We start from the raw sequence: 26,209 nt of genomic DNA, 5'->3' as shown, positions 1-26,209 counted from the left end.
CCTCAACCAAATTGAAAGTATGACTATTACGGTATGGACTGATCATGGGTCGGGTCCAGCTAGCTGGAGTATTCGCAAGACTGTTATCTCGATTGCTCATAAGTAAGCTGTCTTCATGGACTTCCGCCAACTCAAGTACTTCCTCGTCGTGAGCGAGGAACTGAGCTTCAGTCGCGCCGCCGAGCGCTGCTTCATCTCGCAGTCGGCGATCAGCCATCAGGTTGCACGGCTGGAGAAGGAGCTCGGGGCGACGCTCTTCGAACGCTCGACCCGAGCCGTCCGCCTGGCCCCGGCAGGATCGCGTCTGGTGCCCATCGCGCAGCAAGTCCTCAGCCTCGAAACGATGGCGTACTCGGTCGCCCGCGACCCGCGCGCCCGGATCCGGATCACCGGAAACATGAGCTTCGCCGCTCAGACGCTGGACGCCATCGCACACGTGCGCGAACGTCACCCCGACCTGGACGTCGAGTTCGTCATCAAGAGTTTTGCCCACCGCATGGACGCCGTGGCCTCCGGCGACGCGGACATCGCACTGATTCGCGGCGGCGTCGACCGCCCGGGGCTCGAACCACTGGACCTCGGCGTCGAGGACCTGCTGGTCGTCATGTCGAGCCGGCACCCCCTCGCCGGCCAGCAGAGCGTCGACCTCAACGACCTGGCTGCCTATCCCCTGCTCCTGCCGCCGCGCCAAAGCCAGGTGCTCATTCACAAGGTGGTCGAGGACGCGTTCCGCGAGATCGATCGACGCGTACAACTTGGCCCGGCAATTCCGAGCGATCACACCGCCACGCTGGACGTGATCACCAACCCTCGCGCCTGGACCCTGCTGTATTCGATCACCGCCGGCGAATCTCCACGCGCCGGAATCAGCTTCATGCGAGAATCGCACGGCCGCTTGCGAATTCCCGTCTCGGGGGTGACCCGCAGCGGCGCTACTCACTCCACCGAGTTCGCCGATCTGATTCAAGCACTCAAGGACGCCATGAACCCGTCTTTCACTGAGTGAAAGTGTGATGGCGGTCAGCCTCCTCACCGAGCAACGTGGTGGGCAACCATGTGATGCGGCGGGCAGTTGCATCCCTTTATCGAGGAGCGGCCATGACGAGTTTGCTGAACGAACCGGTGTGGGAATCGAAGATCTTCGACGGCGAATGGGTCCCGGGCAGCGCCGAAGATCGTTTGGTCGTCGAGCCGGCCACCGGCAAGCAGTTGACGACGGTCGGCATGGCAACTCCCGAAGACGTGGCCGCCGCTGCAACAAAAGCTACTGCAGCTCAGAAAGATTGGGCGGCACGCCCCTACACCGAACGGGCCGCCGTTCTACGCCGGGCCGGTCAACTGTTCGAGCAGTACGCCGACGAAATCGGCGAATGGGTGATCCGCGAGGCGGGCAGCATCCCCGCCAAGGCCGGGCTGGAAACACATACCGCAGCCGAAGAGTGCTACAACGCTTCGGCATTGGCCGCACACCCCGTCGGTGAGGTACTGCGCTCGGAGCAACCTCGGCTGAGCTTCTCTCGTCGCGTGCCCGTCGGAACCGTCGGCGTCATCGCACCGTTCAACTTCCCGATCATCCTGTCGATTCGTGCAGTCGCTCCCGCACTGGCACTGGGTAATTCGGTAATCCTCAAGCCTGATCCGCGGACGGCGATCTGTGGCGGCGTGGTTCTTGCCCGCATCTTCGAAGAAGCCGGCTTGCCCGCCGGAGTGTTCAGCATGCTCCCGGGTGGCGCTGACGCCGGTGAGGCGCTCGTGGTTCATCCGAGCGTTCGCGTCATCGCATTCACCGGGTCGACACGCGCAGGACGCGCTGTCGGCGAACTGGCAGGTCGCCACCTCAAGCGCGCGCACCTGGAACTCGGCGGCAACAACGCGCTGATCGTCATGGATGACGTCGATCTCGAAAAAGCCGCATCTGTCGGCGCTTTCGGCTCGTTCATGCACCAGGGACAGATCTGCATGACCACCGGCCGTCAACTGGTGCACGAAAGTATTGCCGCCGACTACACCGCACTCCTTGCCGAACACGCCGACAAGCTTCCGGTAGGTGACCCGTTCACCGGTCAGGTGGCACTCGGTCCCATCATCGACGCCAAGCAACGCGACCACATCCACTCGCTGGTCACCGGAAGCATCGCGGCCGGAGCGAAACTGGCTGCCGGTGGCACCTACGAGGATCTCTTCTACCGGCCCACCGTGCTGGCCGACACCCCGCTCACCGCGCCGGCCTTCGCCGACGAGGTCTTCGGGCCGGTCGCGCCGGTGACCTCGTTCGCCACCGTCGAACAAGCCGTCGCCATAGCCAACGATTCCGAGTACGGATTGTCGCTGGGCATTCTCACCTCCGATGCCATGCGCGGACTCGAGCTCGCTCAACAGATCCCCACCGGCCTGGTACACATCAACGACCAGACTGTCGGCGACGAAGCCGTCATCCCGTTCGGCGGCATGGCGTCTTCGGGTAACGGTGGCCGCGTCGGCGGCATCGGCGCAAACCTCGATGCCTTCACCGAAACACAGTGGGTGACCGCGCAGAGCGCACTCCCGGTCTACCCCTTCTAGTCCGAGACTCACCGAACTGGCCCGAACTACACCAAGCACGCTTCAGGGGCTCACTGACCAGCATTGACGGGATCGATCTCGCGGACTTACCATCCAGAGAAAATTACTTCGCCACATTAAGCATTTTCTCTTGTAATTCCCGAGAAGGACCCCCTTGACGAATTCAGTGACGACCGACAGTGCTGCGCAGCCAACCGTCTGCGACACCCCGGATACATCAGTCGTAGTATCACCGCGCCGCGAGGCCGTCATCATCGCGGCCCTCAGCCTGGCCGCGATGATCGTCTCGATGATGCAGACGTTGCCCGTTCCGATTTTGGGACGCATTCAGTCCGATCTGGGCGCATCCTCGGCCGGTATCAGCTGGGTGACCACGGCGACCCTGCTGTCGGCGGCCGTCTTCACTCCCCTGCTCGGCCGCTACGGTGATCAGCACGGCAAGAAGCGCACGCTGGTGGGCGTTCTGATCGTCATGGTGATCGGTTCTGTCGTCGCCGCGGTGGCACACAATCTGCCGCTACTCGTTCTCGGACGCGTCCTGCAAGGAACGGCCACCGCCATCTTCCCGCTGGCTCTGTCGGTACTGCGCGAAGAGGTCCGCCCACACAAGCTTCCCGGCGCGATGGCCTTGGTCAGCGGAACCCTTGCCTTCGGCAGCGGCCTCGCCCTCGTGGCCACCGGGCTGCTCACATCGGCTCCGGATGCCGACTACCGCAACGCCTTCTGGATGGCGACCGGATTCGCGTTGCTTGCCCTCGTCGCGGTCATCACGCTGGTGCCCGCAACCAAACACAAGAGCGGCGGCCGCGTCGACGTCATCGGTGCACTGAGCCTGGGCGCTGCACTCCTTCTACTCCTGTTGTCGATTTCTCAAGGCCACCAATGGGGTTGGTTCTCACCCTTGACCATCGGTGTTTTCCTTGCCTCGATCGTGATGTTCGCAGTGTGGGTCTGGATCGAGAAGATCGTCGACGAACCGCTGGTCGACATGCGGATGTTCGTCCACCGGCCCGTGATGATGGCGAACCTGGCCGGTGTCATGGTGGGCTTCGGGATGTTCGCCAACTTTCTCGGCATCTCCTACCTCGTGCAACTTCCGCGCTCTCTCACGGGATACGGATTCGACGCGAGCATTCTGCGCGCGTCGGTGGAATTCCTCCTGCCGGGAGCGATTGCCTCGCTGATCGCCGCACCGATCGCTGGGCGCCTCATCAGAGTGCGCGGACCACGCTTCGTTCTGGGACTCACCGCGATCTGTGGTGCGGTCCCGTTCGCCTGGCTCGCATACGACCACACGCATACCGCGTCCGTCATCGGTGCGGGCATCGTGATCGGCGCCGCCGTCAGCCTGGGTTACGCGGCCATGCCCGCGATCATCATGTCGAGTGTTCCGCATCGGCAGAGTGGAATAGCCAACGGAATCAACTCGATCTCCCGTTCCACCGGTAGCGCCATGGGCAGTGCCGTGGTGACCACGATTCTCGCCTCGATGACCATCGCCAACCTGCCCGAGGGCACACCCACGTTGCCCAGCGAGTCCGCCTTCACCGTCACGTTCGTCACCGCCGCAGTGGCCTTCGCCCTCGTCGGTTTGGTCGGCTGGCTGGGTCTGCGCCCCGTACCGTCCCCGGCCACCTCGGAACAATCTCCCGCTGCGTGAGATCGAAAGTACCGCAGAGACTTAAGCGCACCGTAGCCTGCGCAGATGGCAGGTGAGACGCTCTACGTGGTCGATCGGATAGTCACGAAACCCGGGTGCGGGAAGAAGTTCGTCGACGAATGGCGCACGGGCTACCTGCCCAACGCCGGCCGTCGAAACCTGACTCTCGACAATGTACTTGTCAGTCCGCCGCTGTGGTCCGAGGACGAGTCGAACGTCGTGACGATCACGTGGGCCGTCGAGGGTACCGCCGGTTGGTGGGCGATGACGCGTTCCAGTCGAGGCGACTCCGCCCTCGGACAATGGTGGGACGCAATGAATCCGCTCATTGCCGAACGAACGCGCACCATGGCTGCCACTGCCGATGACGTCGAGAGTCTTGCCGATGTATAACGTCACACGGGTGGTCTTCACTGCCGATGACACAGAATCGGACGGCTGGGCCGATGCGATGAACACCATTGCAGCAGCGGCGGAATCGTCGGGCGCAGTTCGCCATCTCGTCACCGCCACACTGCCCGGCGTCATCAACGGCGGAGATCTGATCGTGCATCTCCAGTTCGAGGACGAAGCTGCGTGGCAGGCCTCTCGAGGTGCCGTTGACGCCGGGCTTCACCACGCCGCCGTCGGACAAGTTCACGGCGCCGAGTACACGTCCGGGACCGCAGGTCGCTCGCGCGCCACCGGGCCGAACGGGGTGTACCGGGCGCTGCTGATCCGCGTCGCGCCCGATACTCCCGAGGACACGATCGAACGCTTCGAAAGCGACTTGCTGAAGATGCCCGGTCATATCTCCTCGATCGCGGCCTGGCGACTCAGTCGAGTGAGTGCGGCGACGGACGAGTGCCACGCATCCGACGAAGCACCGTGGACCCACGTGTGGGAGCAGGAATTCACCGACCTCGCGTCACTGCAGACCCAGTACCTCGACCATCCGATCCACTGGGGCGTCGTTGATCGATGGTTCGACCCCGAATGCACCGAAGTCATTGCGCGGGACAGGGTCTGCCACACCTTCGGCAAACTGGGCGACGAAGTCCTACCGAGCGGCGGCTGACGCCTCACGGATCATCGCCCAGGCTTTCCGGCGTGCCGGTTCTGTGAGTGACAACGACGGAATGGTGAGGAATCCGTGAAACAGCCCGTCGAAGCGATGATGCTGCACAGGGACGCCGGCCGAGGCAAGCAGTTTCGCGTACTCGTCGCCGGACGAGCACGGCGGGTCCAGCTCGGCTGTCAGAACGACGGCCGCTGGTAGATCCGCGAATGACTCTGCCCGAGTGGGTATCACCCGCGCGTCATCTCGGCGTTCGGGGGCATACTGGTCCCAGTACCACTTCATGGCCGTAGTCGTGTTGTAGTGATCGGTCCCGTAACGGCGGTAGGACTCGGTGTCGAAATCGTCGTCGATCACGGGATAGATGAGAACTTGCGCCGCGACCGCCGGGCCTCCACGATCGCGGGCTGCGATCGCAACTGTCGCAGCAAGATTGCCACCCGCACTGTCGCCGGCAAGCACGATCCGGTTCGGGTCTGCGCCGTACTCTTGCGCGTGCTTCGCCGCCCACTCCAATGCGACATAGACGTCGTCGTGTGCTGCCGGCGCGGGATGCTCAGGGGCCAGACGATAGTCGACGGAGACCACCACAGCGCCGACACCTTCCGCCATGGATCGGCAGAATTCGTCATGGCTGTCCAGGTCACAGAACACGAAGCCTCCGCCATGAGCGAAGACGACCAGCGGCACAGCGTCGGAGGACGTGTGCGGGCGGTAGACGCGGATCGACAGATCTCCCCCGGGTCCGTCGATTGCGAGATCTTCGACAGCACGCATATCGGGAAGCCGTTCCAGCGGGGCTCGTCGATTTCGAAGCAGAGCGCGCAGCTCCGACGGCTCGAAGCTGGTGACGTCCGGGAAAGCAGCGTTGAGCGTGGCCAGCATCGTGATGACTTCCGCGTGAATTGTCATGTGCACTCCTGATCTCGGACGTCGGGCATCCGCCAAGGTAGATCGCCTGCGGTCGAGTGAGAACACACCTTCCCGATCAGTGGTCTGTTTGGCCGCGAGAAGACGCGAGAAACGAAAAGGGAGACCACACCTCGTTGTGTGGTCTCCCTTTCGATTCGGTTCAGCCGATCAGGCGTCAGCCCCTAGTGCGAGCATCGACCTTGTCGTCATCGTCGTCGCGCTCACCGGCCGCGAGCTCGATTCCCGATTTCTCGCCGTCGGCGTCAGTGCCCGCCTTCTCGAGTTCCACCGGTGTGTCACCGGACGCAACCTCTTCGGCGTCAGGTTCCTCCGGTAGTGGTTTCTTGAGGCTCAGGATGATCGAGCCCGCCAACACCACGATGATCACTGCGAGGCTGACCAGCGAGGGGATCTCGGGGATCGACGTGCTGATCACCTTGTGGCTGGCCTGCATGATCAGCTTCACGCCGATGAAGGCGAGAATGATCGACAGACCCTTGGACAGGTAGTGGAACTTCTCGAGCAGACCCGAGAGCAGGAAGTACAGGGCACGCAGACCCAGGATCGCAAACGCGTTGCTGGAGTACACGATGAACGGATCGTCACTCACTGCGAGCACTGCCGGGACACTGTCGACTGCGAACACGAGGTCGGCGGCCTCGATGGCGACGACGACGGCGAACAGCGGTGTTGCGACGCGCTTTCCGGCTTCCTTGACGAAGAACTTGGTTCCTGCGTATTCCTCGCGGACCGGCATGATCTTGCGCAGCAGGCGAACTGCCAGCGAGGTTCCCGGATCGAAGCTCTCGTCGTCGTCCTTGAGCAGCTTGTAAGCGCTGTAGAGCAGGATGGCGGCGAAGACGAACAGTACGGCCGTGAACTTGCTGACCACTGCAACGCCCGCGGCGAGGAAGATACCGCGGAAGATCAGGGCGCCGATGACACCGAAGAACAACACGCGGTGCTGGTACTCACGGGGCACCTTGAAGTATCCGAAGATCAGGGCGAACACGAAGAGGTTGTCGACGGACAGACTCTTCTCCAACAGCCAGGCTGTTGTGAATTCGACGCCCGAGTTCACCCCCAAGGTCAGGGTGACGACCACCGCGAACACGAGAGACAAACCGACCCAGAGCGCACTCCACCAGGCCGCTTCCTTGAAGCCGATGACGTGCGCGCCGCGGTGGGCGAGCAGGTCGATGAGCAACATGACGACGATGACTGCGGCGAACGCGGCCCACGCCCACATGGGAACGTTCATCGCTGACCACCTACCCGAATGGCACTGATGACTGCGGTCACGGGGAGCTCCTTCACTGAGTTCGGACGGCCGTCTCGCCGTCTTCTCCAGTGTTCCTTGCCGACTTATCTCCATCCCGGTCGAAATATCGACGACTTTTGACCATAAAGTTGCCGAAACTCGGCAGTTTGGGCGGTTTGCAGCCGAAACCACTCTTGGAGGGCATCTTGTTCTAGCCTGGCAAGCATGAGCACCTCGTTGTACTACTCCGCCGTCCGCACCACACCGCTGACCGACGACGAGAAGGCCGAAGTCGACCGACTCATCGCCGTTCACAACGAAGAATTTCCGTTCGACGCCGAGGTCCTCGACCTCTACCCGTCGGATATCCCCGACACTCTGCTCAACGGTTCGACGAAGATCTCGAGCGATCCGACCGAGGTGATCCCTTCGCTCGTCTACTGGTTCAACGCTCTGACCGAACTCCGGCGAGCGGTGCCTGACGCCGACTGGGACGTTTCACTCGACGACACCCCCGCCGATTGGGATGACAACTCCGGCTACTCGCTCCCCGGGCTCGACGACATGCAGTAGCGAGTCATGGGTTCGGTAGGACGGCGGCTCCGTAGCTCTCCAGAGCGATGAGGGCCAACTCCGTCGGCAGTCGACGCTGGTCCACGCTGCGGCCTAGTAGTGTTTCGGCCTGATCGAGTCGATACCGCACGGTGTTCTTGTGCAGACCGAGGGCTGCGGCCGTAGCGGCTGCGGTGCAATTGTTCTCGTAGTAGACCCGGACCGTGTTCCGGATCCGCGACGTGACGCCGTCCGTGCCGGCCAAGCCCTTCAGTTCCCGAGCCACCAGCGCACGGAGTTCGTCCAGATCGTCGGTGAGCAGACAGGGAACCTGAACGTCCTCGTAGACGGTGACGCCCGGCGAACCCGTGGAACGGACCGCGACGCGCTGGGCGGCGAGCGCCTCGCGATGACTGCGAGCGAATCCCTCCATCCCGTACCCGCCGGCCCCCACTGCGACACGAAGGTCCGAAATCCGAGCACGATCGAGCGACGCCCACTCACGGCTGTCGAAATGCGCGACCCACGACCACAGCTCGCGTGCGCCCGAAGGCAGAGTGAGAACACGCTCCCCTTTGGATTCGTCCACGAAGGAACGTGCGTACGAGTCCAACCTGGCCAATACGTCCGCGGCCGGGTCGGTGTCGTCCGTCCAGAGAACAAACGCGGTGTGGTGGCGCCGCATCGGGTAGTCCAGAATCCGGGAGGCTTCGTCGGAGTGAAGTGCTTCGCCGGCGACAATCGCGTGCACCGTCTCGGACCGACGTGCAAAAGCGCCGCGCGCCAGGCTCTCCCGCTCCTGCGCATACGTCGCCACCAACAGTTCGGTGGTCACCTCCAGCCACCTCATCGCCGAGCCCCAGACCCGAACCAGAAGGGCGCGTTTGAGTTCGGGACCGATCGGCAGCGCCTCGATCGACTCGTCGACGAAACCCAGCATCGCGAGGCGTCCGGCACCGTAGATCTTGAGAAGGACCCGAAGATCCATACCGCGTCGAGCGACGGTGAGTGCAAGCGCAATCGACTCCGCCGGCGGAGTGACCTCCTCGGAACCGCCCGCGATCGCGGCCACGATGACGCGGAGCTGCGCCGTGGTGCTTGCATCCACATCGCGTCGTAGCTCCCGATCAGCCGCCACCTCGGGATTTGCCGCGGCAATGGCGTCGTCGATGCGTTGGACGAAACCGTCGATCACCTCGGGTTGGAGATAGATGGGCGCGAGATTCGCAATCCAACCATCCAACTCCGAGGTGTCCATGGGCGCCTTTCCGACTGGGATCCAATTTGTGACTTTGTCACAAATCTACCGCTTCGGTTCAGCCAAGGAGCCCTAGCAACCCAGTTTCGGCTGGTCCACAATCACATCTCACCGCAGTTTCGTCACCGCAGTTTCGTCACCGCAGTTTCACGTCACTGCAATCCCATCCCCCTAGTTCTGGAGACCTTCGCGACATGAACAAGCCTTTCGACGGTCAGGTAGTGGTCATCACCGGCGGCGCCCGGGGCATCGGATTCGCCACCGCGAAACGGCTCGTCAGCCTGGGCGCGACAGTCACGATCGGCGATATCGATGAAGCCACTCTCGCGCAGGCGGCGAAGGATTTGGATATCCGGACGTTCGGGCGTCTCGACGTCACCGACCCTGCCTCGTTCTTCGACTTCCTCGACACCGTCGAAGGTGAACTCGGCCCGATCGACGTACTGGTCAACAATGCAGGCATCATGCCGGTGGGCCGGATCGTCGACGAAGACGACACCGTCACCAGACGCATCATCGAGATCGACGTCCTCGGCGTGATCACGGGAACCAAGCTCGCACTGCGCCGGATGCTGCCGCGGGGGCGCGGGCACGTCATCAACATCGCTTCGCTTGCAGGCGAACTCCCGTGCCCCGGTTTGTCGACGTACTGCGGCGCCAAGCATGCGGTCTTGGGATTCACCGATTCGGTTCGCAAGGAAGTTCGTGGCACCGGTGTACACGTCTCGTCCGTACTGCCGACGCTCACCAACACCCAACTCACCTCGGGCACTTCGGGAATGAAGGGATTCCGCGAGGTTCAGCCGGAGGAAATCGCCGAAGCCATAGTCGGATTGATGACCAAACCCCGACCACGCGTGCGCATTACACGAGTGTCCGGGCTACTGGTGCAGGCCCAGGGGTTCTTCCCCCGGCGGCCGTACGAGGCATTGAGTCGACTGTTCGGCGTCGAGACACAGTTTCTCGGCGACGTCGACACCGCAGCCCGCGCTGCCTACGAGGAACGGGCCCGCGCCAGCTGATCAGGTCAGCTCGGTGGCAGGCCAGTCGAGCAGCTTGGCGCCCAGTACCGCCGCGTGGAGGGCGAAGCTGTCATTGGGGTCGTTGACGTTCTGGCCGGTGAGTTCACGGATACGGTCCAAGCGGTACGTCACCGCGCGGACCGACAGATGCAGATCACGGGCGGTCTTCGCGGTATTGCCGCCGGCGGAGAAGTACGCGAGCAATGTGTCGATCATCGGCCCTGCGCCGCCGCGCGCCTCGAGCAGCGGTGTGAGCAGGGTGTGGATCAGATCGGTGACCGCCGGCCTGTCGTTGACCAGAACCCGGTAGACCAGCAGGTCACGAGCATCGATGACCCGCGCGTCCAACGACAGGCGTTGCGCCAGGTCGAGTGCGTCGAGCGCTTCCCGGTACGACGCCACCACGCCGGAAGCAGTGGCGCGCGGACGCCCGACCGCGATCTGCCAGGTGCCGTTCAGCGCGCGTCGCTGCAACTGCACGCGGCCGTCGTCGTCGGTTCCGGGTCCGAGAGCCGATCGAATGCCCGCCAGCACGTGATCGACTGCATCGCGATCCGGCGCCGCGAAAACGACGACAAGTTTTCCGCTCTTGCTGGCAACCAACGCGTCGGCATCGCCTTTGCTGCCCAGGACAGCACGTTCGACGGCCCGCACCAAGGGGTTGTCGTCGGTGAATTCGCGGGCAGCGGTTACCACGGCCACAGCATGCGGCCCGCTGAGGTGGAGTCCGAATCCTGAAGCACGACCCAACAATCCGACGACGTCAGCGCCGCCGGTCAACAGGTCGTCGACGAACTCGCGGCGTGCCGATACCTGCGAGCGGACCAGTGATCGCCTGGCCAACTGAAATCCTTCGGCCAGTTCGGCCACGGCATCGTCGACGGCGCGCAGCATGACTTCACCGGCAGCGACTACGGCAGTCGGATCCGATTGCGCCGCAACAACAGCGGGGAGTTCACGCCACAGGCGCCAGGCCGAGGAGAGATACAGATCGAGCAGGGCTCGCAGGGCGACACCCTGCTGCGCTGCTTCTTCACCGCGGGCGCGGAAACGATGCAGCTGACGACGCTGCAGCGGTTTTCCTTCACAAACCGCGTCGCTGAGCACGTCGAGGAAGTCACCCAGCAGTTCGACGGGTAGGCCACCGGCGTCGTCCGCACCTGCCGCTGCGACCCGGCGTATGGCGTCGTCAGGTACCCCGGTTCGGCTCACGTTCGCATTCTCTCACTGTCAGCGGCATTGCCCGGCGTCAGGAAAGCCGCATCGAACCCGTGTCGATGTACCGCTGATGGAACGAGAATGCCTCGCACAGGAGGTGCGGAGTCTGCCCCGCACCCGGCTGAGCGTCGGCGCGAGCGATGTAATCGTGGAGCAGCGGCCGGAACTCCGGGTGAGCACAGTTGTCGACGATCAGGCGTGCGCGTCGCCGCGGAGACAGACCTCGCAGATCCGCCAATCCCTGCTCGGTCACCAACACCTGAGTGTCGTGCTCGGTGTGATCGACGTGCGGGACCATCGGCACGATCGCCGAGATCTCACCGCCGCGGGCCGTCGACGGGCTCAGGAACATGGACACGTAGCCGTTGCGGGCGAAGTCTCCCGAGCCGCCGATTCCGTTCATGATCTTCGTCCCCATGACGTGCGTCGAGTTCACATTGCCGTAGATGTCGGCCTCGAGCATGCCGTTCATGGCGATGATTCCGAGTCTGCGCACCACCTCGGGGTGGTTGCTGATCTCCTGCGGTCGCAGCGTGATGTGATTGCGATAGAAGTCGATGTTCGCAGTCAGTTCCTCGATGCCTTCTTCGGTGAGCGCCAAAGCCGTCGACGACGCATGCGCGACGGTTCCGTCTTTGATGAGCTTCAGCATCCCGTCCTGGATGACCTCGGAGTAGCAGGTCAACCCTCGGTACGGCCCGCGATCGAGACCTCCGAGCACCGCGTTGGCGACATTGCCGATGCCCGCCTGCAGCGGAAGCAACGTATCGGCAGGCATCCGTCCGGCACGAACCTCGAAGTCGAAGAATTCCAGGACGTGGCCGGCGATCGCCTCGCTGACGGCGTCAGGCGCGGTGAGTGGGCTCGCACTGTCACGGCAGTTGGTCTCGACAACGGCCACAACCTTCGCGGGATCCACCCGGAACGTGGTCTGGCCGATCCGGTCCTCGACACGAATAATCTCGAGCGGCTTGCGATGCGGCGGCAACGCGGTGCCGTAATAGACGTCGTGAATACCTTCCATCGCCTCGGGGACCCATGAGTTGACTTCGAGGATGACCCTGTCGGCTACGTCGAGCCACGTCTTGTTGTTGCCGATCGACGCGGAGGGAATCAGTTCACCCGATTCGGTGATACCCGCGACCTCGACCACAGCGACGTCGACATTGCCGTAGTAGCCCTCCCACACCTGCTGAGCCACGTGGGAGAGATGGATGTCCACGTAGTCCATGCGCCCGTCGTTGATCCGGCGACGTGCGGTGGCCTCGGACTGATACGGCATGCGCAGCGCGATTCCGTCGACCTCCGCGAGCAGTCTCTCGGTCTCGGTGGACACCGAAGCGCCGGTGAGGAGATTGATCGTGAAGTTCGATCCGTTGCCGCGGGTCTGGTGAATGCGCTCGGCGAGAGCCGGGATCACAACCTTGGGTGTACCGGCACTGGCGAAACCACTGATCGCGACGGTGTCACCCGGATGAATGAACTTCACCGCGTCGGCCGCGGACATCACCTTCGACGCAAAGGCTGTGGCGCGAATGCGGTTGGAGTTGGCTTTGTGTCCGGTCTCACCGAGGGATGAACTCACGCCACCAGGATAAACAGGGCACGTCGAAGCGATTTACGGGGATAAGCCAGACAGAATCGCTTCGACGTGCTATGCGCTGAGATCAGCTGACGACCCCGTAAGCGCCTTCGCCTACCAAGCTCGCGATCCGATACTTCTGGATCTTGCCCGACCCTGTCAGTGGAAACGCCTCCGCACTGAACCACTCCTTGGGTGCCTTGTGGCGAGCCAGTCGTTCGGTGCAGAATTCGACCAGTTCAGCGGCGGTCGGTTGGTCGGACTCGTCCTTCCACCGGATCACGGCGACGACCCGCTCACCCCACACCTCGTCGGGGACACCGACAACCGCGACGTCCAGAATCTTCGGGTGCGTGAAGATCACGGACTCGACCTCACGCGGATAGATGTTCTCCCCGCCGCGGATGATCATGTCCTTGAGGCGGCCGGTCACCCGGACGTATCCACGTTGATCCATCGTCCCCAGGTCACCGGTATGCAACCAACCGTCCTCGTCGACAGTGGCGGCCGAGGCCTCCGGATTGCGGAAGTACTCGGTCATGACGAGGTACCCGCGAGCACAGATCTCGCCTTGTTCGCCGAGCGGGACGCTGTCCCCGGTCACGACGTCGGAGATCTTCACCTCGACCTGAGGCAACGCGAGGCCGACCGTCTCCGACTTGTCTTCGGGCGTGTCCGCCGGACTGGTTTGTGTGATCACGGGGCTGGCCTCGGTTTGTCCGTAGACGATGCTGAATCCCGCACCGAGGGCCGACTCCACCGTGCTGACGAGTTCGGGCGGCACCGACGATCCACCGGATACGACCACCGAGCAGGCCGAGAAATCGCGGCCGGCGAAGGTGGCGTCGTTGATCATGGCGATCAGCATCGTCGGCACTCCACTGACCACGTCGGCGTGAAAGCGTTCCGCCGCATCGAGAACCGCAGTCGGATCGAAGTACTGGATCAGGCCGATGGACATTCTTCGCTGTGCCGCGCCGAGAACCAGGATGCCGCACCCGGCGGTGTGGAACAGCGGCATGGCCGAAACCACCGAACCGCGTTCGGGGAATTTGCCTCGCCGACTGACGAAATCGGCATTGTTGACCAAACCTCGGTGGTGCAGCAGCGCCCCCTTGGGCGCGCCGGTGGTCCCCGACGTGTACTGAATCTGCGCATTGTCGTCAGGAGAGACTTCGGGCAGTACGCCCCGTTCGCCCGCCCAACCTCGAACCTGACGATCCCAATCCTCGAAGTTGACTGCGAGAACTTCCTCTCCCGAAATCGAAATCGCCTCGGATGCAACGGCCGCCATATCGCCGCCGCGGAACTTTCCGGTGTGGAAGAGCCCGCGAGACTGGGATTGCGACAAGACGTACGCCAGCTCCTCCGCACCCAACGCAGGATTGGCGGTCACCAGAACCATCCCGGCGAGCCCAGCGCCGTATTGCAGAATCATCCATTCCGGAACGTTCGGTGCCCAAACGGTGATCCGGTCGCCGCGGTCGAACTGCGACAAGAGGTAGTGCGCACATCCCTCCGCTTCCGCCAGAAGTTCGGCGAAGGTCCAGGTGCGATCTGTTTCAGCGGCCCCGGACAGCGAATGCGATTGCGCCGGAACCACTTCTCTGATTGCTGTCAGGTTCGGCGAGTCCGCGGCGCACTCTCGCAGCAGCCCACCCACCGTTTGTTCCGCAATCGGGTCCGACACGTCAGCAGGGAAGTACGACGTTTCGAGAACACTGCTCATCTCACATCCACTTTCTATCGAGGAGGGGTGTCGGATGCGGGGAGCGGCCCGCCTCCGTCTGGAATCTTGCGGCCGGAATCGCGGTACTGCACCGCGGCATGGAATCCGTCACGTTCGGCAAAATCCTTGAACCAGCGCCCTTCTGGAGAGTGACGCGTGATTCCGTCGAACAGAGTTGCCAGCACCTGGGTGCCCTGCAATCCCATGTTGTCGTACGCCTGATTGATCATCATCTTCTGCATTGCCAATTGATTGAGCGGGACACCGGCGATGCGATCCGCCAAGGCCTCCACCGCAGCGTCCAATTCGTCGGCGGGCACCGATTCGAGTGCCAACCCCCAATCGGCGGCGGTGACACCGTCAATGGTGTCTCCCGTCAACAACATTCGCTTGGCACGTTGGGCCCCGAGGCGGTACACCCACATCGCTGTTGTCGGGCAACCCCAGACACGCGCGGGTGGATACCCGATGCGGGCGTCGTCGGCCATGATCAGCATGTCGCAAGACAGCGCGATGTCACTCCCGCCGGCGATCGCGTATCCCTGGACCTTGCAGATCGTCGGCTTGAGCGATCGCCAGAGCGTGAAGAAGTCGTCGGTATTCTGCTTCATCCCGCGAAAGTCCTTGATGGGATCCCACACCGGGCCCTGGTTCCACTTTCCGTCGAGATCGCCCTCGGCAAACTTCTTGAGATCGTATCCGGCACAAAACGCAGTACCCGCACCTTGCAAGATGATCACGCGAACATCGTCGTCGTCATTGGCCGCTGCCACCGCATGCCGAATCTCCGACGGCATGCGGTCGTCGATCGCGTTGAGCCGGTCGGGGCGGTTGAGCGTGATATATGCCTTACCGCTCGAGGTCTCGTATTTCAGAGTCGCAAAATCCGTCATCTTCGGTCCTGTCGACAGAGCGCACCTCGATCGAAACGAGTTGCGCTAGTTCTGGGTGAGGAGCAGGCGAACGACGCCTGCCCATTGACTGATCGAACGACGCGCAGATGCGTCGCTCTTCTGCACTGCCCGGGACAGCGCCAAACCACGGAGCATCAGCACCGTCAGATCTGCAATCTGGGAATAGTTCTCGGAAGCAACAATTTCGGGACCGAAAGCGTCGTGGACAACTCGCCGTAGATCCCGTCCGGCGATTCGCTCCGATTCCCGGAGTACCTCCGCCAAGACCGGATCCGTGCGAGCCGCCGACCACAGTTCGAGTTCCGCTTGAAACGGCGGCTGAGTCAACGCCGAATACAGAGCGGAGATCGAGTTCTCGATCGTGTCCACCGACGAATCCTGCCGAGACATGGCAACTCGTACCGCCGCCTCGTTTCGCACGACGATGTTCGACACCAACGCCGCAGTGAGCTCCTGCATGTTCGGAAAGTGGTGCAGCAGAGCGCCCCGACTGACTCCGGCAGCGGTTTGCACCGACTGCGTCGTCAGCGACGAATACCCGTCCGCTATCAATAAATCCGTTGCCGCATCGAGAATCCGGTGGCGCGTCGCTTCGCGCTGCGCATCGCGCAGGGTCACGGTCTCACCTCCAACTTTCCGAGCGGCATGGCTCACAGTTTCACAGTCCATTCAGACTGTCAATGGTCGAAACCTCCGGCGTACTCTCGATGCACCCGCCCCTCGGATTGATCGGAGCAACAAGTGAGGACCTCACCGCCGACCGTCTCGCTGACGCTCGATCAACTTGCCTCACACGCCGCTTCACTGATCGCCGACGACAGTCGATACATTCTCGGCATCGCGGGAGCCCCTGGAGCCGGGAAATCGACAGCTTCACAGGCAATTTCGCAGAAACTGGACTCACGCTGCACCGTCGTCGAGATGGACGGCTTTCACCTTGCCAATCGGGAACTCGACCGACTCGGCAGGCGTGAACAAAAAGGCGCTCCGGAAACTTTCGACGCCGACGGATACGCGGCGCTTCTACACCGCCTCCGATCGGCAGATTCCATTGTGTACGCGCCCGTCTTCGATCGCGAGATCGACGAATCAATCGGCAGCGCAACCGCTGTCGAGCCTCGAACACCGCTGATCGTCACCGAGGGAAACTATCTCCTCCTACCAAACGGCAGCTGGCCACAAGTACGAGCGGCGATCGACACCGTCTGGTACCTCGAGGTTCCGGAGGCGACACGCACGCAGCGGTTGATGAAACGCCACAGCCGCTTCGGGAGGAGTTCCGAAGCGGCCGCGGACTGGGTGAGACGGGTGGATCAACCGAACGCCGACATGATCGCAGCGGCCAGGTCACGTGCGGATCTGATCGTGGAAATCCGCACGTGACTGCCGAAGTTCGGCAGCTCCCCGTACCCACCCGTCATCCAACTGAACGGCGAAGACTACGGCAGTTTGGATTAAAAGCCCTGTTCAAGTCGAATTCATATCTCCATACATACGTACGTACGGATTATCTTTCGACCATCATCCTCGGGGCAACAAACTCTACCGCTGGTCGCCGCCGTCAGTTTGTCTCCTCAGTGAAACTCGACAGTTGCGCAGCAAACAGATTCAGTACGTTTGCGGTTATTCGTTCAGTGAAAGGATCCCGGTGAATCAGTCCACTGACCCACTCGGTCGTCCCGGCATTGAAAACGGTTCCGAGACCGCGCTGATATGTCGCCACCATTCCCGAACCGTATTCGAACTCGCGCAGATGCTCGGGGAGTTCTCTCCCATAAGCACTTTCGAAGATTCCCGACAACTCGGCGAAGGGCGCAGCAATCGGAACGGTGCCGTTCCAGCTGTCCCGTGACCCCGATACTGCCGGCGCCATTGCGATGATTTCCAGATTCGCTGGTGCACCGTCGGCGCCGGTGGCGTACGGCAGACCCTTCCTGAACGTGTAGTCCGCACCGTCCATTGCGAAGGCAGCAATACAGACCGGCGCGATTCCGAAGTTGTCACCGTAATACAGGTCGGTTCCGTTCAATGCCCAATGATCGGGCCGGTATACAGTAAAGCCGCCGGATGACCTCGGAGTTGTTGCACCGTAACGGTTGTACACCCCCGCCATCGCGGTCAAACCCATCGTCCACGCGCCCGGCCGATCAATCTCGGGGGAATCCCATGCCGTGGTGACGCGGGTGGGATCTACTTCTCGTATGGGATCGTCGAAGGGGTTCTTGTAACAAATCTGCGCGTCACCTTCGATGCGTACCTGCCACAGGAAGTTCCCGCCGAATCGCGCCAGGCCGCCTCCTCCTTCGACAAATACGTCGAGACGATCACGCATTTCCCACGACCAGTACTCGTCGTGACCGACGACGACGGCACACGAATATCCGCGCAGCGCTGAAGGATCCTCATGTAGGTCGTGCTGGGTGATGTGGTGTACGAGAAACGCTTGCTCCTCCGCCCACACCGTGAACGGGCGTTCGTACGTCGCCCAGAATGCGTCGGCGTGATGACGCGAGTATCCGTTCACCCAGGCCCATTCGTACGGCGGGTGCCGTGGAGCCCATCCGATTCCCGGCATATCGGTGTGAATGTTTCGCGCTGCACCTTCGGGTTTGCGCAACATCCCGCGCGCAACGGGACGCTGCGTCGACGAAATCGGTGTCGCCACGTCGCCCACACCGTCCGGGGCACCACGGAAATTGTTGGCTCCGCCCCAGTCGTTGTAGGCCAACATCGTGCTCGTGGTGTGGATGAGGACCATGTCAGCGTGCCCGGGTTCGCGTGCCTTGACAATGAAGAAGCCCTCACGTTCGACGACCACACCTTCGTGGCGCATTCGAACCAGGATCAGGTACATCCCCGAAGCCCAATTCGGTGCAACGGTGAAGGCAACGGATTCCGACCAATCACACCCGGTCGCATAGGCGTCGTCGGGCGTCGACTGTTGTTTGCCTGGTAGCCCGATGTACTTGACGATGCTCTGTGGGCGCGCGCCGTCACGGACCACCTCGATGTCGTATTCGTCAGCGGTGGTGTGAACCCGCACCGAGACGGTGTCGCCGGCGAAGTAGGAGAACTTGTCTGCGTAGACCCAGATCTCAGGTGCTCCCGGAATCGATCCCGGCCGTTCGACCAAACCACCAGTGGCCGACCACGCTGCAGCAGCACCCGCGCGACGTGGACGGGTTTTCTCTCTCATGGGGTAACTCCGTGGATCGTCGTATTTAGGCGCATGGACCGGGAATGAGGGTGCCCGAGGTCGACCGAATTTCACTCGAAGTTGTCCCGGTGTTCTACGAGAGTGCCGAAACGTTTCGGCATAGTCAATAGCTCTGATGAAACGATTCGGCGCAATTTCTTCAACTGAACAATCGTCCGCCAGGTTCCCACTGCCGAAACGATTGGGCGTTACTCTTGAGTAGAAATCGCCCAGCAACTAGAGGACGCGACCCCGATGATCACGCCGAACGTCCCGACGCTTCGCGATGTCGCGAGCGCCGCCGGCGTCGCGGTGTCGACGGTCTCCTATGCGCTCAACGGCAAGGGCCGAGTCGACGCGGCCACGCGAGCTCGAGTTCAAGAGGTTGCCGACCGCCTGGGATACCGGGCCAATCGCTCGGCACAGAATCTTCGAACCGGCCGTACCGCCACCCTGGGGCTCATGCTCCCCGCTCCCGACCAACTGTCATCGGCCGAGTACCTCAATTTCGACTGGTACGGGCGCGTGGCTACCGCCGCGACCCAGGCCGCATTCCACGGCGATCACTCGCTCCTGCTGCTGCCGTCGATGAAAGATCCGAATGGACTACGCCGCATCGAGATGGACGGCGTGCTGATCGTGGACCCGATGACGCACGACCCACGTGTCGACGTCTTGAAGAAAATCGGAATCCCCGCTGTCGCAGTCGGTCCCGGAAACCCCGACCAGTTCGAATGGAGCATCTCACCCGATCTCGTCGCCACTACCGAAACGCTCTTGAACCACCTCACCGAACAGGGTGCGACGGACATACTCATCCTCAACCCCGGCATGGGTTCGGCATGGACCCGGGCAACGAACACCGCATACCTCGAGTGGTGCCGGACCCACGGAGTGACGCCCCGCGCCGCCGATGAACCGACGCCGTTCGAGGGCGTCGATACCGTCGAAAAAATGGTCGCCACGGCGTACGCATTGACCCACGAAGCCTTGACGTCCGAAAATCCACCCGACGCGATCCTGTCGGTCATCCTCGGTTGCGCCCCCGCAGCCGCGAGGGCAGCACTCGACCTCGGGCTGTCGATCCCCGGAAATGTCTTGATTGCGCAGGACAGCGACGAACCCGCTCTGCTGACCGCCGACCCCCCGATCACTGCGGTCGATTTCTTCCCGGAAGAGCAAGCTACATTGGCTGTCAGTGCGCTACTGGCCCTGATCGACGGCGACGTACCCGCTGTTCAGAGCCACACTCGCAGTGAACTACGCGTACGAGCAAGTACGGCCCGTTCGCTCACACCATAAATTCATCTGGCACCGATAGACTGATTTCCGAACAATCATCCGTCGCTCGCCGAGAGGAATCAGGTCATCGCGCACCGCTCCCGCGACCGCTTGGCCGGGTATCTCGCCGTAGTGCTCGTCTGTGTACTCGCCCTCCTCGCATCCGTCAGCAGCGCAACCGGCCTCGACCGCAACGTCGCTCCGGTGCGCATCGCATACGCCGCCGCCGCAGACACTTTCGGCGATCTGTATCTTCCAGCCGGGTCGGAGGACGATCTGCCGGTCGTCGTATTGATCCACGGCGGCGGCTGGGCGCAGAAGAGCAATCTCGAGTACGCGGGTGCGTGGGCAAAAACGCTGACCCCCTACGGAATTGCGGTCTGGAACATCGAATACAGACGCGTGGGTGGACAGGGCGGTTGGCCGACGACGCTGTCCGATACCGTTGCGGCTACCAACGCTCTGGCCGACATCGTGCAGGAAAAGGCTTCCGGGCGACTGGATTTGAGCCGTGTACATATCGCCGGATACTCCGCGGGTGGGCAACTGGCCGCCTGGGTGGCGTCGCGTTCACAACAGGGTGCAGATGCTCCGGAACCCGACCTGACCGTGCCGGTTCGCTCGGCGACGATCATGGCCGGCGTCTTCGACATGACGCTCGCCGCAACCGCGGGCAAAGATCGTTTTGTTCGAAATCTTCTGGACGGCATGCCTACCGATCATCCTGATCGCTACCGCATCGCATCACCGATCGAACACCTCCCCACCGGCCTCCCTGTCACAGCGATCCACGGACTCGGAGACAAGGTCGTGTCGATCGAACAGAGTCGGCGCTACGCCCGTGCAGCCCGAGCAGCAGGCGACGTGGTCGACCTGATCGAACTACCCGGCGTCGGCCACGGCGAATTCGGCAACCCGACAAGCGACGCCTGGGCTATCACCAAGCAAGCAATAATCGACCACGTAAACACTCCTTGAGCAGGTGAAACCGCCTACTGTGAGCACGATCGCCCGCAAAAGGATTAGCTGAAACCAACTCCATGACGTACGGTGGGGTTATCAGAGGGCAGCCGTCAGTCAGGCAGCCGGTCGCTTCGCCCGGGACAACAGTTCCAGTATTCGTTCCAGGGGCAGACTTCCAGTTCGGTGCAAACCCGCGCCTTTGATCACTACGCACTTTCATCAGTCCCGCAGATTGTTGACCAGGCCGAAGACTCCGACGGAGTCCGCCGCCAATCGCGTACCGACTGCACCAGTATCAACATGCGCTACACACCGCACGGGCCCAAAACCCATGCGGTTCAAAGGAATACCTTGATCAACACCATGATTCACCCCAACGACACGAACAACCAGGCGAACGGCAACTCGACGAACGGTCTTCGGATCCCGACTACTTCGGGCCGGATCCGCGAGCGCGCCATCGAAATCGTCTGCACCCTCTACCGTTGCAGCACCGACGAAGCCGCCGAGCTGTTGGTCCGACATTCTCAGACCAACAACCTCAAGGTCACCAGCCTGATCAAAGCGCTTGTCGCCCTGATCGACGAGGACACGTCCGGCACCGGCTATGGAAGCAACAACGCGCTGGCGTCTCACTTCTGGCTGCGTGAGATCAGAAATCTCAGCCAGGCGCACCGCCGCAGCGATCATTTTCATCGCCATCTCGTCGGCGCGTAACAGGCACTGAACGACAACTGACCTGAAACGACAGCTGGGGCAGCACACGGAAATCGTGTACTGCCCCAGCTTCGTGTTCTCAGTTGTCAGGCAGAAGCGGATTCCTTGTTCAGGCCCTGCGGGTTCTGGTTCTGCGGAACGCCGTCGGTATCGGTCGCTTCGTCCACGTGCTGCGGAGCGAAGAGCAGGCAGACGATGCTCAGGATGCACATGCCGATCAGCAGTGCGATGACCGGCCAGATGCTGCCGGTTGCCTTGTACATCAGCGTCGACACTAGCGGGGACAGTCCGCCGAAGATCGCGCCTGCACCCTGGTACGCCAACGAGATGCTCGTGTAACGAGCCTGCGGCTTGAACATCTGCGACAGTACGGCGGCGATCGGACCGTACGTGGCCGCCAGCACCAGTCGCATGACAGCGAAGGTCAGGAAGATCAGGAACACGGATCCGGACTTCAGCACCAGGAACTGCGGCGCTGCAAGTATTGCGACCGCAGCAAGACCCCAGATGACGACGCGGACGCGTCCCACCTTGTCGCCGAGCCACGCCACTCCGAGAGTCGCGATCAACTCGACCACGGCAGCAACACTGAGCGCGTTGAGAATCAACGTCTCGGACAAACCGACATCGGGATCGGTTGCGTACGCCGTGATGAACGTCGTCACGAGGTAGTAGCCGCCGACTGCGACGGGCAGAATGCCGATGCCCAGGATGATCGGGCGCCAGTTGGTCACCAGCGCGTACTTGAGCGGCAGCATTTCCGGTACGTCCGCGGACTTCACCTCGGACTCGAACACCGGAGACTCTTCGACCTTGAGGCGAACGACCAAGCCCACCAGAATCAGCAGCGCAGAGCAGAGGAACGGCAGACGCCAAGCCCACTCGCGCAGAGCGTCGTCGCCGAACGTGGAGAGAATGCTGAAGAAACCGGTGGCCAGAAGCGCACCCGCAGGATTGCCGAGCTGGGCGAAACCGCCGTAGAAAGTCTTCTTGTCCTCGGGAGCATGCTCGACGGCCATCAGGACCGCGCCGCCCCATTCGCCACCGACGGCGAAGCCCTGGACGAAACGGAGCAGAACCAGCAGCAGCGGCGCCCAGAACCCGATCGACGCGTAAGTGGGCAACATGCCGATGAGGAAGGTGCCTGCACCCATCAGCGTCAGCGTGACGACGAGTGCGGTGCGCCTGCCCATCTTGTCACCGACATGGCCGAACACGATTCCGCCGAGCGGGCGAGCGAAGAACCCGACGGCGTACGTCGCGAACGCCGCCGCAACACCGGTCAGGCGATCGGTTCCGGGCGGGAAGAAGATGTCACCGAACACCAGGGCGGCTGCCGTGGCATATACGTAGAAGTCGTACCACTCGATAGTTGTACCGACGAAGGCTGCGAATCCCGCCTTGCGGGCCTTCACGATCTGTTGCTCTCGGTTCATTACTTTTCCTCGGTGGTCGAAGTGCTCGACAATAGGTGGTTATGACCTGAATGTGCGAGTTCGCCGTCGATCCAGGTCTCCCTGACCTCGATCTGCGCAATCGCGTCGGCCGGAACCTCGAGGGGATCCGCGCCCAGAATGACGAAGTCGGCCCGCTTGCCGACCGAGATGCTGCCCAGCTCTGCTTCACGGCCCAGCGCACGCGCACCGTTGAGCGTGTGAGCCTGCAATGCCTGGTCGGCGGTGATGCGGAGTGCATCGGAGCCGAGCTGATGGCCCTGACGCGTCACACGAGTCACGGCTGCCTGAATTGCTTCGAGCGGCTTGGGCTCGGCGACGGGTGCGTCGGAGCTGATGGTCACCGGAACCTCGGCAGCGATGAACTCGCCGAGGGGGTTGAACCGCTCACCCGGAGTACCGATCGCAGCAGTGACGCCCTCGCCCCAGTTGTAGTAGTGCTGCGGCTGGTTCACCGGGTAGACGCCGGCCAGGTTCATCCGGGCGATCTGCTCGGCAGTCGGGAGACCGCAGTGCTCGATGCGGTGACGAGCGTCGGCGTCGGGGTGAGCCTTCTGCGCAGCTTCGATGGCATCGAGCACCATGTCGATGGCGGTCGGAGACTGAGCGTGCGTGGCGGTCTGCAGACCCACCGAGTGCGCCTTGGCAATCAGATCCGAGTAATCCGCCGGCTCGTGATAGAGCTGCCCGGTGCGGCACGGGTCGCCGACGTAACCGTCGGGGAAGTATGCGGTCCAGCCGCCGAGAGTGCCGTCGGCGTAGAACTTGATGCCGCCGAACGCGAGCCGCGAATTGCCGAAGGCGCCGTGCATTCCCGTGTCGATGACGTGATCGAGGAGGTGGCTGAGCATGTACATGCTGACGCGGGTCTTGAGTTGATCCTGCTCGGCCAGACGCAGGTACATGTCGAATTCACGACGGGTCACCTGGCAGTCGCCGATGGTGGTGACGCCGCCGGCCAGGAACTTGTCCTGAGCGACCGAGAGCTGACGAAGGTGTTCTACGGGCTCGTCCTCGAGATGGAAGTTGGGTCCGTGATGACCGACCTTCACTCCGTTGACGCCGGTGAGGATGTTGCACGCGGCATCGGAGAGCTCACCGGTGAGTTCACCGTCTGCATCTCGGAAGAACTCGCCACCGGCCGGATTCTCGGTGCTCGCGTCAATGCCGTGCTTGTCGAATGTGAAGGAGTTGACGACGCCGCCGTGACCGCTCGCGTTCATGAGGTAGACCTCGCGATCGGTGGCCACCTGATCGAGCTCTTCCTTGAGTGGATGGCGCCCTTCGATCAGGTTGCGGTGCTCGTAGCCGTAGCCACGAATCGGGACACCCGCAGGAGCTGTGAGCGCCGCTTCCTGAAGTAGCGCAATGATTCCGGGGATGGAATGTGCCTTCTCCGGCCCACAGTCCACCCAGCTGAGCATCTGCCCGTACATCAACGGGTGTGCATGCGGATCGACGAAACCGGGGACGACGGTGGCGCCGTCGAGTTCGACCACCGCGGTCGTGCGAGTGCTCAGCCGACGCGCCTCGGTGCGGCATTCCTCGAGTGTTCCCACCGCGGCAAAGCGGTTTCCGAACACCAGGAACGCTTCAGCGCCTGCCGTGTTGTCGTCAACGGTGTGGATCTTGGCACCGGTGAAGATCGTGCCGGTGGCGTCGAGAGGCGAGGCTTCGTGCGTGTGCAACTTGCGCATGGTGGTCCTTCGTCGAGATGGTGGTGCAGGTCACTGCGTGTTGAGCGAAAACTACGCCCTGACCTGGCGCTATGCAATGCATCAAAGTTTCAGACCATGCGGTACACAACTTTTTTGTGCGAGATTTCGAGCATTTCTGCACTTATCCGCATCATTCATAGCCACATGCGACTGTTCTAATAGGAAGCTCATACAGAAAAATCTCTGGAAAAGTTGGGGCAACCATGACGGTCGATCTCGATTCCAAGCTCATTGCCGCACTTCAGCGCAACGGGCGAGCGACGTACCGCGAACTGTCCGTGGCGGTCGACGCACCACGAGCGGCGGTGTCCACCAGAGTGCAGGCGCTACTCGACTCGGGAACGGTGTCCGTAGTGGCCGTCGCACACCCCGAACTTCTCGGACTGAAGGCGCTTGCGCACGTCTCGATCGCAGTGTCCGGACCGATGACTCCGGTGCTGGACGCGTTGATCGAATCCGAGGCCGCCGTCTACATCTCGGCAGTCAGCGGGCAGTACAACGTGATTGCGGAACTTCGGGTGCCCAGTCACGACGATCTGTACCGTGCCATCGCCGAACTCCGCTCACAACGTGGCGTTCGATCGGTGAGCACGCTGGTCTACGTCGACGTCATCAAGGGAATCTTCATGCCCGAGAGCGCTTTACAAGCCGATATCCGACTCGACTCGACGGATGTCGCGTTGATCGAACTACTCGAACGCAACGGGCGCATGCCGTTTCTCGAACTGGCCGAACACACCGGACTGTCACCGAGTGCCGTACGCAACCGGGTCAATCACCTGATCGCGAGCACGGCACTGCGCGTCGGCGCCGTCGTCAAGCGGCGAGGCGGTGGCCGGACGTTGGCGATGGGTATCGGCGTCAATCTGGGCTCACGGGACGACAACGCGGTATCGGAGATAGAATCCCTGCCCGGAATCGAATTCCTCGCCCGGACCCTGGGACGATACGACGTGATCGCGACGGTTGCTGCCAACTCCTCGAGCGACCTGCATGCGCTGTCCGAACGAATCCGCGGGATCGACGGCGTCAGCGGCTTGGAATCCTGGGCTCATCTCGAGGTGTTCAAGGAGCACTACGCCCGCAGCCTGGACGTACGCGGGTAACGTCCAAGTCATTGACCCACTTGGTCGGACGCGCTAACCTCGGTCAA

Annotated in this window: 23 protein-coding genes; 12 read left to right on the top strand and 11 right to left on the bottom strand. The window is 62.3% G+C overall.

Annotated elements, in window-relative coordinates; genetic code table 11:
- Positions 1-115 precede the first annotated feature (115 nt).
- The 5 genes from ABWI03_RS29500 (at position 116) to ABWI03_RS29480 (ending at position 5,279) form a co-directional block, all read left to right on the top strand.
- Positions 116-1,006, top strand: coding sequence for a LysR family transcriptional regulator (locus ABWI03_RS29500; protein ID WP_095972371.1), 891 nt, complete (start codon positions 116-118; stop codon positions 1,004-1,006).
- A gap of 92 nt (positions 1,007-1,098) precedes the next feature.
- Complete coding sequence (locus tag ABWI03_RS29495; RefSeq protein ID WP_298781879.1) at positions 1,099-2,562, top strand: benzaldehyde dehydrogenase; 1,464 nt, start codon at positions 1,099-1,101, stop codon at positions 2,560-2,562.
- A gap of 166 nt (positions 2,563-2,728) precedes the next feature.
- Entirely contained in the window at positions 2,729-4,222 is a 1,494-nt protein-coding gene (locus tag ABWI03_RS29490) for an MFS transporter (protein WP_298781876.1), read from the top strand.
- Between the two features lie 45 nt (positions 4,223-4,267).
- Positions 4,268-4,615, top strand: a complete 348-nt coding sequence (locus tag ABWI03_RS29485) for a hypothetical protein (protein ID WP_235170555.1) — start codon at positions 4,268-4,270, stop codon at positions 4,613-4,615.
- Entirely contained in the window at positions 4,608-5,279 is a 672-nt protein-coding gene (locus ABWI03_RS29480) for a Dabb family protein (RefSeq protein ID WP_298781868.1), read from the top strand. The genes ABWI03_RS29485 and ABWI03_RS29480 overlap by 8 nt, the downstream gene beginning before the upstream one ends.
- On the opposite strand, the gene ABWI03_RS29475 is transcribed toward ABWI03_RS29480, so the two are convergent.
- Both ABWI03_RS29475 and ABWI03_RS29470 read right to left on the bottom strand, forming a co-directional pair.
- Positions 5,262-6,191 carry an alpha/beta hydrolase gene (locus tag ABWI03_RS29475; protein WP_298781865.1) on the bottom strand — a complete coding sequence of 310 codons (930 nt, stop codon included), beginning with the start codon at positions 6,189-6,191 and terminating at the stop codon, positions 5,262-5,264. The two genes, ABWI03_RS29480 and ABWI03_RS29475, sit on opposite strands and share 18 nt — an antisense overlap.
- Before the next feature lie 175 nt (positions 6,192-6,366).
- On the bottom strand, positions 6,367-7,452 hold the full coding sequence (locus tag ABWI03_RS29470; RefSeq protein WP_166809843.1) for a TerC family protein: 1,086 nt from the start codon (positions 7,450-7,452) through the stop codon (positions 6,367-6,369).
- A 225-nt stretch (positions 7,453-7,677) separates the two neighbouring features.
- On the opposite strand from ABWI03_RS29470, the gene ABWI03_RS29465 reads away from it, so the two are divergent.
- Entirely contained in the window at positions 7,678-8,025 is a 348-nt protein-coding gene (locus ABWI03_RS29465; protein ID WP_298781861.1) for a hypothetical protein, read from the top strand.
- Positions 8,026-8,029: 4 nt separating this feature from the next.
- Here ABWI03_RS29465 and ABWI03_RS29460 read toward each other — a convergent pair whose 3' ends face one another.
- Entirely contained in the window at positions 8,030-9,262 is a 1,233-nt protein-coding gene (locus ABWI03_RS29460) for a PucR family transcriptional regulator (protein WP_095972364.1), read from the bottom strand.
- 194 nt (positions 9,263-9,456) lie between these two features.
- Between ABWI03_RS29460 and ABWI03_RS29455 the strand changes: the two genes are divergently transcribed.
- Positions 9,457-10,284, top strand: a complete 828-nt coding sequence (locus ABWI03_RS29455; RefSeq protein ID WP_298781855.1) for an SDR family oxidoreductase — start codon at positions 9,457-9,459, stop codon at positions 10,282-10,284.
- Here ABWI03_RS29455 and ABWI03_RS29450 read toward each other — a convergent pair whose 3' ends face one another.
- The 5 genes from ABWI03_RS29450 to ABWI03_RS29430 all read right to left on the bottom strand — a co-directional run bounded on the left by ABWI03_RS29450 (position 10,285) and on the right by ABWI03_RS29430 (position 16,345).
- On the bottom strand, positions 10,285-11,496 hold the full coding sequence (locus ABWI03_RS29450; RefSeq protein ID WP_298781852.1) for a PucR family transcriptional regulator: 1,212 nt from the start codon (positions 11,494-11,496) through the stop codon (positions 10,285-10,287). It lies immediately after the preceding gene.
- A 37-nt stretch (positions 11,497-11,533) separates the two neighbouring features.
- A complete protein-coding gene (gene scpC, locus ABWI03_RS29445; protein WP_298781848.1) occupies positions 11,534-13,087 on the bottom strand; it encodes a succinyl-CoA:acetate CoA-transferase ScpC in 1,554 nt (517 codons plus the stop codon).
- 82 nt (positions 13,088-13,169) lie between these two features.
- On the bottom strand, positions 13,170-14,813 hold the full coding sequence (locus ABWI03_RS29440; RefSeq protein WP_353799014.1) for an AMP-binding protein: 1,644 nt from the start codon (positions 14,811-14,813) through the stop codon (positions 13,170-13,172).
- Positions 14,814-14,827: 14 nt separating this feature from the next.
- Positions 14,828-15,706 (bottom strand): crotonase/enoyl-CoA hydratase family protein, encoded by an 879-nt coding sequence (locus ABWI03_RS29435; RefSeq protein ID WP_298781843.1) that lies wholly within the window; start codon positions 15,704-15,706, stop codon positions 14,828-14,830.
- Positions 15,707-15,751: 45 nt separating this feature from the next.
- The gene (locus tag ABWI03_RS29430) at positions 15,752-16,345 is read right to left on the bottom strand and encodes a TetR/AcrR family transcriptional regulator (protein ID WP_095972387.1); all 594 of its coding nucleotides are present in this window, start codon (positions 16,343-16,345) and stop codon (positions 15,752-15,754) included.
- Positions 16,346-16,468: 123 nt separating this feature from the next.
- On the opposite strand from ABWI03_RS29430, the gene ABWI03_RS29425 reads away from it, so the two are divergent.
- The gene (locus ABWI03_RS29425; protein ID WP_235170562.1) at positions 16,469-17,110 is read left to right on the top strand and encodes a nucleoside/nucleotide kinase family protein; all 642 of its coding nucleotides are present in this window, start codon (positions 16,469-16,471) and stop codon (positions 17,108-17,110) included.
- A 178-nt stretch (positions 17,111-17,288) separates the two neighbouring features.
- Here ABWI03_RS29425 and ABWI03_RS29420 read toward each other — a convergent pair whose 3' ends face one another.
- Complete coding sequence (locus tag ABWI03_RS29420; protein WP_298781839.1) at positions 17,289-18,923, bottom strand: N,N-dimethylformamidase beta subunit family domain-containing protein; 1,635 nt, start codon at positions 18,921-18,923, stop codon at positions 17,289-17,291.
- A 255-nt stretch (positions 18,924-19,178) separates the two neighbouring features.
- On the opposite strand from ABWI03_RS29420, the gene ABWI03_RS29415 reads away from it, so the two are divergent.
- The 3 genes from ABWI03_RS29415 (at position 19,179) to ABWI03_RS29405 (ending at position 21,884) form a co-directional block, all read left to right on the top strand.
- Positions 19,179-20,225, top strand: coding sequence for a LacI family DNA-binding transcriptional regulator (locus ABWI03_RS29415; protein ID WP_235170564.1), 1,047 nt, complete (start codon positions 19,179-19,181; stop codon positions 20,223-20,225).
- Between the two features lie 90 nt (positions 20,226-20,315).
- Positions 20,316-21,182: an alpha/beta hydrolase family protein gene (locus tag ABWI03_RS29410; RefSeq protein WP_298781830.1), complete on the top strand. Its 867-nt coding sequence runs from the start codon at positions 20,316-20,318 to the stop codon at positions 21,180-21,182.
- A 168-nt stretch (positions 21,183-21,350) separates the two neighbouring features.
- Positions 21,351-21,884 (top strand): ANTAR domain-containing protein, encoded by a 534-nt coding sequence (locus tag ABWI03_RS29405; protein WP_232508961.1) that lies wholly within the window; start codon positions 21,351-21,353, stop codon positions 21,882-21,884.
- An 86-nt stretch (positions 21,885-21,970) separates the two neighbouring features.
- Here ABWI03_RS29405 and ABWI03_RS29400 read toward each other — a convergent pair whose 3' ends face one another.
- Together ABWI03_RS29400 and ABWI03_RS29395 are read right to left on the bottom strand one after the other, a co-directional pair.
- A complete protein-coding gene (locus ABWI03_RS29400) occupies positions 21,971-23,320 on the bottom strand; it encodes an MFS transporter (protein ID WP_166809855.1) in 1,350 nt (449 codons plus the stop codon).
- Complete coding sequence (locus tag ABWI03_RS29395; RefSeq protein WP_298781811.1) at positions 23,320-25,035, bottom strand: amidohydrolase; 1,716 nt, start codon at positions 25,033-25,035, stop codon at positions 23,320-23,322. Before ABWI03_RS29395 ends, ABWI03_RS29400 begins: the two co-directional genes overlap by 1 nt.
- Positions 25,036-25,259: 224 nt before the next feature.
- Here ABWI03_RS29395 and ABWI03_RS29390 point away from each other — a divergent pair, with 224 nt between their 5' ends.
- Positions 25,260-26,162: an Lrp/AsnC family transcriptional regulator gene (locus ABWI03_RS29390; protein ID WP_095972349.1), complete on the top strand. Its 903-nt coding sequence runs from the start codon at positions 25,260-25,262 to the stop codon at positions 26,160-26,162.
- Positions 26,163-26,209 lie beyond the last annotated feature (47 nt).

Source organism: Rhodococcus baikonurensis (genome assembly GCF_040489275.1).
GTDB lineage: Bacteria > Actinomycetota > Actinomycetes > Mycobacteriales > Mycobacteriaceae > Rhodococcus_F > Rhodococcus_F baikonurensis.
This window is presented reverse-complemented; position numbering and strand designations above follow the sequence as displayed.

Coding starts and splice junctions, on each gene's coding strand:
- ABWI03_RS29500 (WP_095972371.1), top strand. CDS start 116: ATGGACTTCCGCCAACTCAAGTACTTCCTCGTCGTGAGCGAGGAACTG.
- ABWI03_RS29495 (WP_298781879.1), top strand. CDS start 1,099: ATGACGAGTTTGCTGAACGAACCGGTGTGGGAATCGAAGATCTTCGAC.
- ABWI03_RS29485 (WP_235170555.1), top strand. CDS start 4,268: ATGGCAGGTGAGACGCTCTACGTGGTCGATCGGATAGTCACGAAACCC.
- ABWI03_RS29480 (WP_298781868.1), top strand. CDS start 4,608: ATGTATAACGTCACACGGGTGGTCTTCACTGCCGATGACACAGAATCG.
- ABWI03_RS29475 (WP_298781865.1), bottom strand. CDS start 6,191: ATGACAATTCACGCGGAAGTCATCACGATGCTGGCCACGCTCAACGCT.
- ABWI03_RS29470 (WP_166809843.1), bottom strand. CDS start 7,452: ATGAACGTTCCCATGTGGGCGTGGGCCGCGTTCGCCGCAGTCATCGTC.
- ABWI03_RS29465 (WP_298781861.1), top strand. CDS start 7,678: ATGAGCACCTCGTTGTACTACTCCGCCGTCCGCACCACACCGCTGACC.
- ABWI03_RS29460 (WP_095972364.1), bottom strand. CDS start 9,262: ATGGACACCTCGGAGTTGGATGGTTGGATTGCGAATCTCGCGCCCATC.
- ABWI03_RS29455 (WP_298781855.1), top strand. CDS start 9,457: ATGAACAAGCCTTTCGACGGTCAGGTAGTGGTCATCACCGGCGGCGCC.
- ABWI03_RS29440 (WP_353799014.1), bottom strand. CDS start 14,813: ATGAGCAGTGTTCTCGAAACGTCGTACTTCCCTGCTGACGTGTCGGAC.
- ABWI03_RS29435 (WP_298781843.1), bottom strand. CDS start 15,706: ATGACGGATTTTGCGACTCTGAAATACGAGACCTCGAGCGGTAAGGCA.
- ABWI03_RS29420 (WP_298781839.1), bottom strand. CDS start 18,923: ATGAGAGAGAAAACCCGTCCACGTCGCGCGGGTGCTGCTGCAGCGTGG.
- ABWI03_RS29415 (WP_235170564.1), top strand. CDS start 19,179: ATGATCACGCCGAACGTCCCGACGCTTCGCGATGTCGCGAGCGCCGCC.
- ABWI03_RS29400 (WP_166809855.1), bottom strand. CDS start 23,320: ATGAACCGAGAGCAACAGATCGTGAAGGCCCGCAAGGCGGGATTCGCA.
- ABWI03_RS29395 (WP_298781811.1), bottom strand. CDS start 25,035: ATGCGCAAGTTGCACACGCACGAAGCCTCGCCTCTCGACGCCACCGGC.
- ABWI03_RS29390 (WP_095972349.1), top strand. CDS start 25,260: ATGACGGTCGATCTCGATTCCAAGCTCATTGCCGCACTTCAGCGCAAC.